General features: G+C 37.5%; 8 protein-coding genes. 7 read left to right on the top strand and 1 reads right to left on the bottom strand.

Going from position 1 to position 9,242, the window contains the following annotated elements; all coding sequences use genetic code 11:
* Positions 1 to 1,133: 1,133 nt before the first annotated feature.
* The 7 genes from RB622_RS29630 to RB622_RS29600 all read left to right on the top strand — a co-directional run bounded on the left by RB622_RS29630 (position 1,134) and on the right by RB622_RS29600 (position 8,146).
* Positions 1,134 to 3,917, top strand: a complete 2,784-nt coding sequence (locus RB622_RS29630) for a hypothetical protein (RefSeq protein ID WP_308050455.1) — start codon at positions 1,134 to 1,136, stop codon at positions 3,915 to 3,917.
* 263 nt (positions 3,918 to 4,180) lie between these two features.
* On the top strand, positions 4,181 to 5,164 hold the full coding sequence (locus tag RB622_RS29625) for a CBASS oligonucleotide cyclase (RefSeq protein ID WP_308050454.1): 984 nt from the start codon (positions 4,181 to 4,183) through the stop codon (positions 5,162 to 5,164).
* Between the two features lie 2 nt (positions 5,165 to 5,166).
* Positions 5,167 to 5,676, top strand: a complete 510-nt coding sequence (locus RB622_RS29620) for a hypothetical protein (protein ID WP_308050453.1) — start codon at positions 5,167 to 5,169, stop codon at positions 5,674 to 5,676.
* A complete protein-coding gene (locus RB622_RS29615; RefSeq protein WP_308050452.1) occupies positions 5,677 to 6,561 on the top strand; it encodes an ATP-binding protein in 885 nt (294 codons plus the stop codon).
* Positions 6,558 to 7,388 (top strand): hypothetical protein, encoded by an 831-nt coding sequence (locus RB622_RS29610; protein ID WP_308050451.1) that lies wholly within the window; start codon positions 6,558 to 6,560, stop codon positions 7,386 to 7,388. Before RB622_RS29615 ends, RB622_RS29610 begins: the two co-directional genes overlap by 4 nt.
* Positions 7,389 to 7,419: 31 nt before the next feature.
* Positions 7,420 to 7,740, top strand: coding sequence for a DUF3892 domain-containing protein (locus RB622_RS29605; protein WP_308050450.1), 321 nt, complete (start codon positions 7,420 to 7,422; stop codon positions 7,738 to 7,740).
* A gap of 109 nt (positions 7,741 to 7,849) precedes the next feature.
* Positions 7,850 to 8,146 carry a hypothetical protein gene (locus RB622_RS29600; RefSeq protein WP_308050449.1) on the top strand — a complete coding sequence of 99 codons (297 nt, stop codon included), beginning with the start codon at positions 7,850 to 7,852 and terminating at the stop codon, positions 8,144 to 8,146.
* Positions 8,147 to 8,951: 805 nt separating this feature from the next.
* Here the strand turns inward: RB622_RS29600 and RB622_RS29595 are convergent.
* A partial coding sequence (locus RB622_RS29595; RefSeq protein ID WP_308050448.1) for a transcriptional regulator occupies positions 8,952 to 9,242 on the bottom strand: 291 nt, incomplete at its 5' end.

The following is a 9,242-nucleotide window of genomic DNA, read 5'->3' as shown; positions in this document are numbered from 1 at the left end:
CCATTGAGAGTCAGTCATTTCTTTGAAATTCGATTTCATAAACTTGTTTGAGGTGAGATTCAACAAGTTTAACGACTGGCTCTCATTATTAGTTTAATACAATCCAAAACATACTCTTAGACGATGGACAGAGAGAATTTGAGGAATGTTGTAAACGAATTAAAACAAAACGATTTGGAAGTAACATTGGCTGCATAAAACTGGTGATAAAGTGGGTGGTAAAACTAGTTTTCAAAACAAATGGTACGCGAAAATGTAGGATTAATTCCTAGATCCTATTCTATTATTATGGTTACATTGATTTGAAATATTTCTATAAATTTTGTAAAGTATTTGTGATGTAACCGTAGCAAACGTATTGATAATTATTTGCAAACAATTACCCTATGGGCACAAACTTATCTAACGGTAGAAAACAAGCAAGCGCAGGCAAATTCCTAATGCTTGTCTTAGAAGGAGTCGAAGCCTTGTGTGCCTAGTAAAAATGAACGTCTACGCTTGCAAGCAGGCGTTTCGACCTTTTTACTTTTCGGCGCACACTGAATTTCCGACTTTTCTAAGACAGGAAGATGTTTAGCGAAACGCTGTATACATTTTTATGCTCTTTTTATTTCATAATTTTTTCAATGGAGCATTGTTGAAAGCAAACAGGAAAATATTTTGCGGAAATAGAAATCTTCAAATCAGTTTTTAGGAGGGACTCTAATTGCGATACTACTTACGAAAACTGGTGCGGTTTCTGAGTACTGACGAGTTCCTTGTTGTTCATTGTTTGAATTATTGCCAAGCTTTAACCTCGCCACCTAAATTCTTATTGTTTTTTTATTAAGTATTGCGTTGAAAGCCAGAGAAGGGATATGCTGAAATTCAACTTTAATGTTTTCATACAAACACTTATGGTGCAGTTTTGTGATTGCTCGTCTTCTCTGAAAAAAGGGGGATTTAAGGTCCTTATGAATAGTTCTGATTTTAACTTTCGTCAGTAGGAGCCTTGTGGGTTTTTGAAGAAGGCATCTTGTTGGATACATTAAAAGGGATTCTCTTATTTTGGGTTGACGAAAATAAAATCGTTATTTATTTTGACGATTAATTATTCGTTAGTACATTTGACGAATAATTAATCGTCAAAATAGATGAAGGCCAATACAACAGATCTTTTTCTTCTGAACAATACAGGAAACAAATCGAAAGAAATGCTGATTGAAACATTTGTCGTAAGGGACAAAGAATTTAGTGAAATCTTTTCGGGATTAAAACAGGCTGTTTCTCCTGGAAATGTTGACAACACACTTGTGATAGGATTGCGCGGTGCGGGGAAAACGACATTGCTACACAGAATTAAGTATGCAATAGAAGATGATAGAATGTTATCGACCAAATTTCTTCCAATTATTTTCAAAGAAGAACAGTATCATCTTTCTGATTTGGCGGCATTATGGGAGAGCATAGCGCAATACCTTGAGGAGTATTTTAACTGGGAAGGAATTCAACGAAAAATGGATGCAATCATTGAACAGAAGAATTTCAATGAATATCAGCTATTCGAAATTTTGGAAAATGCGATAGGGGAAAGTGGTTTATGTATTATACTTTTCTTTGAAAATTTGAATGTTTTTCTAGGTAAACTTACTTTGGAAGAGCGAATTGCTCTTAAAAGGATATTAACGTCGAAGAAAGTATTGCGAATCATTGCCTCTTCTACCTCGTATTTAGATACTAAAATCGATTTTTCCGGAGACTTTTACAATTTCTTTCATACTGTAACGTTGCAAGGACTCTCCAAAACGGAATGTGAAAAGCTTTTAATAAATATCGGGTCCCTTTATGGATATGAAGAAAGTATACGCAGTATTATCAGCGACCATCCGTCGAGAATAGAATCGCTAAGGCGTTTAACGGGCGGCGTTCCTCGTACGATATCGTACCTGTTTCAGATATTCCTTGATAATAAAAATGGGAAAGCGATAAAGGACTTATACATCCTGATTGATACACTAACGTTCTTGTACAAGGCCGAATTAGATCAACTATCTTCTCAGCAGCAAAAGGTCATAGACATTATTGCGAGAAACTGGGATGCGATGCCGGTAAAGGATATAACAAGGCAAACGCGCTTGGAAAGTAAGAACGTATCTACCATTCTGGCTATTTTGGAAAAGAATCAACTGGTAGAGGTAGTAAAGACCAACACGAAGAACAATCTGTATCGCATCAAGGAAAGATTCCTAAACATATGGTATCTTATGAGATTTGGACGTAAGCACGACAAAAACAATGTGGTGTGGTTAGTAAGGTTTTTCGACGCATGGTGTGATGAGACTGAACTGGCTAAACGGGTATGGGATCACATTAATAATCTTGGCCAAGGCAAATATGACGAAAATGCAGCGGTAGATATGGGGAATACTTTTCTATCCTGCGAGAATTTATCGCAGTCTATGAAAATCCAATTGATGGAGGCCACCAAATCTGCTCTAGGCGAGCGAATGTACCACAAACTCCAACCGTCGGGAAAACTGTTAAACAATGTGTTCGAAAGCTATATCCAAGAAGGTAATTACGATCAGGCGTTGCAAGCACTAGAAGGAATGGAATTGGAAGAAATTGAACGTAATGGACTATTGACATTCCTTTATCTTTCAAAGAAAGATTTTGCGAAAAGCGCGGAATTTGCGAAAAAAGTGCTTGCGATCGACTCAAATAATGCTGCAGCAGCGCTTACACTCGGTATCATCCACGAAGAAAATCTGGAAGATTTGGAACAGGCCAAACATTACTACGAATTGGCCCTGACAGCAAAATCCATGCATCCCTATGCCGCAAGCAGACTAGGGGATCTTGTGTATAAGTATGAGAATGACACTGATAAGGCACGGGGGTATCATCAATTAGCAATAAAGAAAGGCTTTAAAAGATCCTACCTGCTTTTGGGGAAGATCCTGCGTTTGGAACAGGAATTTGAGGAAGCTGAAACGAACCTCTTGAATGCCGAAATGCACAATATTGAAGGTACTTACCTGGAGCTTGCTAAGCTGTACGCTGATAAAAAAGAAAACAAGAAGGCGTTAAAATATTTTCAAAAAAGCATTCTCAACAAAGAAGAATACGCTTTGATCAATTTTGCGAATTGGTGTCGTTACAAAAAGAAGCCTAATTATTCAAAAGCAAAGGAATTGTATGAGCAAGCCATATTGACAAGCCAACTTGATGCGTATCATTTACTTGGAGAACTTTATTCAGATCTTAAAGATGATGTCCGCGCAATATCGATTCTTTCAGAGGGGGTGCAACGGAATGATGCAAACTCCGCGCATTCTTTGGGACATATTTACTTGGAAAAAAACGAACCCGACAATGCTATTTTACAATTTCAAAAATCGTTTGATCTCGGGAGAAAGGGTGCTTTGTTCTGCTTAGCTGAAGGTCTATATTTAAGAGGGTTTAATGATAAACGACAAATTGCTCTCCAAAAACTTGAAGAGCACAAAGCTGAAATGAAGGGCTATTTGTTCTTTGAAGTACTGTTTGCAAAAATCCTTCTATGGAATGACAAGGTTGAGCTCTCATTGGAAAAATTTTCGGAATGGTTGCGATTTGCAATACCTGAAATCGCCACTGAATTTGAAGAAATAGATGAACCACGATTCAAGCCCCTCATTCGAAAGCTTTCGGCATATTTTATTCTCCTCATGGCGAAAGGACATTTTAGGCTGGCATATTCTCTTTTTGTGGAAGAAAGAGGGGCTCAGTTAAGGACGGTTTTGAAACCAATTTACTACGCATTGATGGAAAATATGAAAGATGAATTTCCAAACGAATATTTGAAAGCAGGGAATGAGTTCACTGATACGGTGAAAGAAATAGAATATAGAATATTACGGATAAAAAAACAATTAAAACTTAACAATGGGCAGTAGGCGTAAACTATCATCAGGCAATAATGGGGATAGCCTTACAGATTTAACAGTATGAATATCAAAGACGGACCTTAAAGAACTCCAGCAAAGGGTATCAGGTGAGTTCAATTCAATCGCAATTGAGCTTCAAACTAAGGCTGTTATCTTGATCCATACTCTTAGAAACCTCCTAGGTTTTAGGTGACACTATGAAGATTGCATCACCAGCATCGCCACCAGTAGATTCATTCTGGATAAAATTTGAAATAAAATAAACTTAAAAAATGAGGTTAGATAATCGACAACTGTCACATTTTATTGAAAAAATCAAACTCCAACCTGAGAACATGGAGATGTATCGGAATCAGGTTCGCAATTTGAAGGAAAAATTGGAAAAAAAAATCAGTGAGGATAGTTCAAATGGACTGAGGGTTACTAAGTACATTCTGGCTGGTTCATGGAAAAAGCACACTATATTAAAACCTACCGGAGACAATCCAATAGATATTGATTTAGTGCTTTTCGTTGGAGGGGACGAGAATATTCACAAGGACCTTACGAAACTATATGACTATATCATTGACTATTTGAAAGACATATATCCACAAAAAGATATCAGTAAGGATGTGGATGCCGAGGGAAATACTAAATCGGTAACGATTACATTTAGTGGAACCGGATTGCAAATTGATATCGTGCCAGTTGTACCAGTGGCAGATCCTGTCGATTATGTCTGGCAACCAAGTAGGCGGGGAGGTAAAAAATATATTACCAGTATTAGTAAGCAATTGGCTTTTTCAGTGGATAAAAGAAAGAATAACCCTTCTTACACTTCAATTGTAAGAGCTATTAAGTGGTGGAAAAACTACAAGGAGTTGTATCCAACGGATGAAGAACCTGGGTTGTCCTCTTTTTCCATAGAATTAATTGTAGCTTATCTTGATGAGCATCTTGGAATTCAAGAAAATATTGAAGAAGGTATCATCCGTGTTTTTCAATTTTTAAGTGCTCCTACCTTTCCTGTAATCACTTTTAAAAATTCAATAAAGTCGGTTCCTACATCTTTCGATACTCCAATTTATATAGCAGATAATACAAACAAAGAGAACAACGTATCCAGGAGAATGATAACAACAAAATGGGAAGAAATAGTTGGGGAAGCAGAAGAAGCATTTGACGCTTTGAATATCGCCCAGGCAAAAAATAATGAAGGAGATATTATTCAAGAGTGGAAATCTGTTTTTGGCCCAACTTTTAATATCAAATAATTATGTACGGAACAACTACTAAAACCAGCACATATACAGTGCTTGATGTCAGAAAAACATTTGAGGGCTGTGAGGCCGATATCCGAACAATTGCTCGAAGAACGGCGAAATGGTCAATGGATTACGTTGATAAAATATTTTATGACATTTTAATACTAGCAGAAAATGAGTACTTGCAATCGGTAGATATCACCTTGCTTGAAGATGGATCAAATAAAGTCTTGAGAGCCTCTAAATTTGTCGTAAATTCTATGGGTACTTCTACTGAAAGTGAAAGAGCCGGTAAAAATAATGAATGGACGGACATTCCCGATACGCATTTGTCAGTGATTCTTTCGTATACATCAAAGTGGAAATCCTTGTCCGAAGAGCAAAAGGTAAAATTTCAGGGCAGCCTTAAAATATCATGGACACCTTCCAAGATTGATAATAGTTTCCCTCATCTAAGTAATAATAATGCTCAACTGTATGCAAGCAAAGGTTATGAACTTCAAAAAACAAACTACAAATAAATGGAATCAATTTTCGATAATATAACTGAGTTGCCAAATTCTGGAATTCAGGAAAGAACAAAAAGTCTAATTGGATTTGACAAAAAATTCGACAGAATCTTCTCTAACTTGAAATTATTACTTGATCAGGAAGGTCTTGTGGCGTGGAGTAAAAAGTTCCATAAAACGGAACTCCCAATAATTGGTCAGCTAAAGGAAAAGTACCCACTGATAATTTTGGCGGGAGATGCTGGAACCGGCAAAACTGTTTCTGCGGAAGCAATAGCGGACAGAATGGTGAGGGAACTAAACAAGGAAGGCTTTTTTCTTAAATTGAGTACCAGAGTTAGAGGAGAGGGACTACATGGACAAATGGGTAATTTGGTGAACGATGCTTTCGCAGAGTTAAAAAAGCAAGCAGGTAAGCGTCGGGTTGCGTTTCTTCTTATTGACGAGGCTGATGCAATTGCATCTACGAGGTCTACCTTGCAAATGCATCAGGAGGAAAAAGCAGCAGTTAACACCCTGATCCAAAAAATCGACGAGATGAGGGAGTTACAAGGGCGTGCCATCCTTTTCATGTCTACCAACAGATTACATTTCATTGATGAAGCAATTATTCGCAGAGCGTCAATTATCTTAGAATTTGATCGGCCAGATAAGGAGGAGCGGATGCAACTTTTCGAAAAGAGTCTTACCGGTTTCGCACTCAAAATAAATGAATTGGAAGAACTGGCTGAATTAACCGGCCCTGAACGAAATAATGGATTGGGCTTTTCATTTTCTGATATACGACTGAGGGTATTACCCGAAGCCATCGCAGCATCATATCCCACCCACGGTTTGACATATAAAACGATTAAGGATGTTATGTTCAAAATAAAACCTAGCCCCAAGATCGTATGAAATTAGCTATAGAAATTCTAGTATCATGCATCCTTATTGGCTTGGGAGCATATAGTAGACAACCTTTTTGGGAGTCTGGATTTACGCAGGCAGGTTTTATAACATTGTTGACTTTCATTATAACATTCATTACGACCAATTTTAAAAGGTTGAAGCTTACCTTACATCTATTTTGGTTGTCTATTTTACAAGAAAGAGTCCGCTTTTCAATGGCATATCTATACATCATTAAAATAGATGATAGATATCTGTTGGTTAAAAATTTCAATTTTGGGCACTACCAATTAGTAGGCGGAAAGTACAAGCGATTTGAAAGGACTCAAAGTATTTTGATCAATGATTTTGATGCAACCGATGACCTGAAGCTAAGGAATTCCGGAGGTATGAAGGATGATTTTGCATTGTTCGTTCCGGCAAGTAAGGCTTTGAAATTTATCGATTGGTTCAATTCAAGAAAAGATAGAGAAATTTCGCACTGGAGAGAGTTTTATGAGGAGCTAATCGAGGGTAAATCATCGGTATTGACTCAAAAAAACTTTAAGTACGTAAACTATTACTTTAAAGGAGCAATTACTACGCCTATTCATAGAACTTCAGGTTGGAATTGTAAAGAAATTTTACAGTATGATATATTGGAGCTAATCCCCACAAACGAGCAAGAAGATGAGCTCCGGGAGTTGTTACAGCGTGGAGATACCGAGTATGTCAAGTGGGCAGACCAAGAATTAATTCAATGCCTGGGACATTGCAACCGTGAACAGCGGCTTTTATATAAGATTGGTGCCCACACAAAATGGGCGTTGAATATGAAATGGGATCGGGCTTGAAATATTTTTTTTAACTTTAAACACCTTTTTAATGTCCTTATTTAGAATTTCTGGCGTTTGGGTAAATCAGGATGACGTAATTACACATTATGCATTCCATACAGTAGATAACAGTGCCAACTCAGCTTCGCGCGCTGCCAAGACGACAAAAGCGGAAGCAATCAGGTTATTAGAAATGCCAGGTAACAGAGCAACCACTTGGATCTGGAATTACAATTTGGCCCAATGGGCTGTCGGTGAAGATGTCTCTGTAGTAGCAGGAGCAACAGGAAAGTATTTGAGATCAAATCGGGATAGTACGGTGACAGATAATTTAAAGCACCTTATAGACTTCGATTGGATTGTTCTTTAAAAATCTTCCTTAAAGGCAGCCATCAATTAATTTTTTAGGGAGCTTGCTTATTTAATACAGTTATTGATCCATCGGATCACATTCATTAAGTCTTGAAATTTTTTATCTAATGTCATCCAACGAATTATTTGATAAAGTATTGGAACATCTTCTTGCGCTGAAGCCAGAATTCCAAATACCGTTATTACAAAGTGAGATGTTAATGGAGTGCTGTGAGAAGGCAGTTGCTACTAGTTATGATGGAGACCAGCAAATTGAAGTACTTATATTGTCAAGCCTGCAGGCTTTCGAGGTTTGCCAAAGTCTAATAAAGGCAATGGTTGAAGGTCTGGTACCCGACCAAGCGGATAGTATCACATTGAATTATCGAGGACATAAATTTGTATTGGATGGTTCATCCGTCTAAGTGGAGAATTCGGAGCCACTGATCACCTCAATTTGTAAATTGAGGACAGGCCGTTTCGGCTAGAAATGACTTGTTTAAGTAAATGGTTAACAATTATTTAGCACATACTGAGCAAATATCTACTGATGGTCATCCGCCACGGAATCAGATGGTCAATGCTTCCGAATTCTCCCGCTAGATTAGTCTGCAAAGGAAATGTTTGTAGTATACAGGACCATGACATGTGATTTATTTTTTGGAGAAAGCGGGAAGAACCAAATTTTCCGCAATTCATTATTTTAGACCTTTTAGTGGAGATTTTGGTGCTTGTGACCACTTGAATACGGAAATCGAGATCGTAAAAATCGGACATTGCAATTAAGGGCAAATAATTGATTAGTAAGGAAATAAACTAGGGTCAACCACTTTTCCAAAGTGGTTATTTTGCCGTGGAATCCACTGATCAGTGGATTCGAATTTCCCCCAAGGTATCTTCGGAGTCAAAAGAACATAAGAATTTTTGATAACGCAACCACTGTAGAAAAAACGTCTGTGATCGAATCATACCGTAAAGACACGGGAGAGCATTTAATCCTTCAAGAAAACTTCAAATGGTTCAACCTCAATTTCAAGGGACTGGTAATAGAAATGGCTCTTCAAAAGCAAAGTGCTTTGGTCGCTCTGGACAGGACGCAATTAGAGTAGGAAACCCCAACTCAGAAAAAGTAAGGTACAAAAGGCCCGAAGTGTTAAAAGGATTATCCTTAATGAAATTCAATTGGAATTAACTAGTAAAATGTCTCATCCGTTATCCATCTTGTGGCTACTAAGAATTACCTTTCAACAACTCTATCTTTTCCCGCTCACTTTGAAGTAAGCGTTCGTAGAGTTCAACTATTTTTTCAATAGTGTTAAAAGTTGGTTGATAATTTAATGAACTCGCTATTAAAGTGGAATTGTCGCTACTGGTATTGTTGAACGTATTAGAAATGATATTAAACACAGCCTCTTCGCTAAAATTTTTAATTCCTTCCGCCGTGACACCAAGGATTTGTGCGATCTGCTCGAGTAATTGTTCTTCCACGGTTTCGCTTTGTTCAATTTTAGACACAGTTTG

The organism is Dyadobacter sp. LHD-138, from assembly GCF_030929615.1.
GTDB lineage: Bacteria > Bacteroidota > Bacteroidia > Cytophagales > Spirosomataceae > Dyadobacter.
The sequence above is the reverse complement of the archived record's forward strand: the minus strand, read 5'-3'. Positions and strand labels throughout refer to the sequence as shown.